Raw genomic sequence first — 1,422 nt, 5'->3', positions numbered from 1 at the left:
GACCGACGACGTCATCGTGATCAAGGGCGCATTTCAGGGCGCCGTGCTCAACCTCGGCGCCTTCGCAAAAGTTCTGGGTTCTTCGGCGGGCTTGAATTATGTCGCGCCGAACGGAATCGAGCGGCTGATCTTTGACGACGGCACGTCCATGGACTTCGTCCAGGTCGCGCAAAAGGTCATTGAAGGCGCGGAAACCGCAGGCAATGACAATATCATCGGCTTCGCCACGAACGATACGTTCGATGGCGACGCGGGCGACGACTACCTCAGCGGATCGGCAGGCTCCGACACCTACGTGTTCGGCAAAGGCTACGGCTACGACGTCATCGAAGACAACGACCTCAGTTCGAAGCTGTTTGGCGAGCCCTACACCGACGTGCTGCAGTTCAAAGACGGCCTGACCTGGGCCGATTTTGCTTATACGCGGACCGGCGATCTCGATCTTGTCAATCTCTACATGACGATCGCCGCGACCGGCGACAAGATCGCCATGCCCGACTTCCTCAGGACGGATCCGCTCGGTCTGACCCATCCCAACGTCATCGAACAGGTCAAATTCGGCGACAGCACGGTTTGGGACCGCTACACCCTGCTGCAGCATTTCATCGACTACGCGGAACAGACGCCCGGCCAAGTTATCCTCGGCTACAACAACGTCAACAGCGCGTTCGACGGCTATGCCGGCAATGAGACGTTCAAGGGCGGCGACAGCCGGGATTCTTACACATTCGCACGCGGCTATGGCGCCGAAACGATTTATGACGCCGACGGCGCCGACCAAGTCATTTTCAAGAATCTCTCCAGCGCCGACGTCGCGTTCTCGCGCACAGCGGTCGATCTGATCATCACGATCAGGGACGCCGGCGAGAGCGTCACGCTGAAGAACCAGTTCAATCGCGACGGCGCCCAGGCCAACGCGGTCGAAAAATTTGTCTTCACCGACACGACCATCGACTTCACCCAATACAATCCCGACAAGATGGATCTGATTGGGACCGACGGCGCGGACACGATTGAAGGCTCAAATTTCGCGGAAGTTCTCGACGGACGCGGCGGCGACGACGTGCTGATCGGCCATGACGGCGGCGATACTTATGTGTTCGACACCGGCTATGGCCACGACACCATCAGTGATACGCGCATTCGCGCCTCCTGGGAGGATCGCCCGGGGATCATCGTACCCAAGGATGATGTGGTCGCCTTCGGTTCGGGAATCAGCCGCGGCAATGTCGTCTTCACCGCGGACGGAGCTGACCTTGTGATCTCTGTAAAGGGTCACACCGACACGCTGCGCATCCTGAACCAGTTCAAGCTCGTCAACGGAGAGGTTCAGCTCAATCTCGACAATCTGGTCGAGAAATTTGTTTTTTACGACAACACCTCGGATCATCCGAACTACCTCACAGTCGCCGATATCGAGCA

Annotated in this window: 1 protein-coding gene; it reads left to right on the top strand. The window is 58.1% G+C overall.

Annotated features, from left to right (window positions below; translation table 11 throughout):
• Positions 1–16 precede the first annotated feature (16 nt).
• Positions 17–1,422, top strand: a 1,406-nt coding sequence (locus tag CFB24_RS22225; RefSeq protein WP_170133789.1) for a calcium-binding protein, incomplete at its 3' end; no start/stop codon positions are given.

This window comes from Rhodoblastus acidophilus, assembly GCF_900187365.1.
GTDB classification, from domain to species: Bacteria; Pseudomonadota; Alphaproteobacteria; order Rhizobiales; family Beijerinckiaceae; genus Rhodoblastus; species Rhodoblastus acidophilus.
This window is presented reverse-complemented; position numbering and strand designations above follow the sequence as displayed.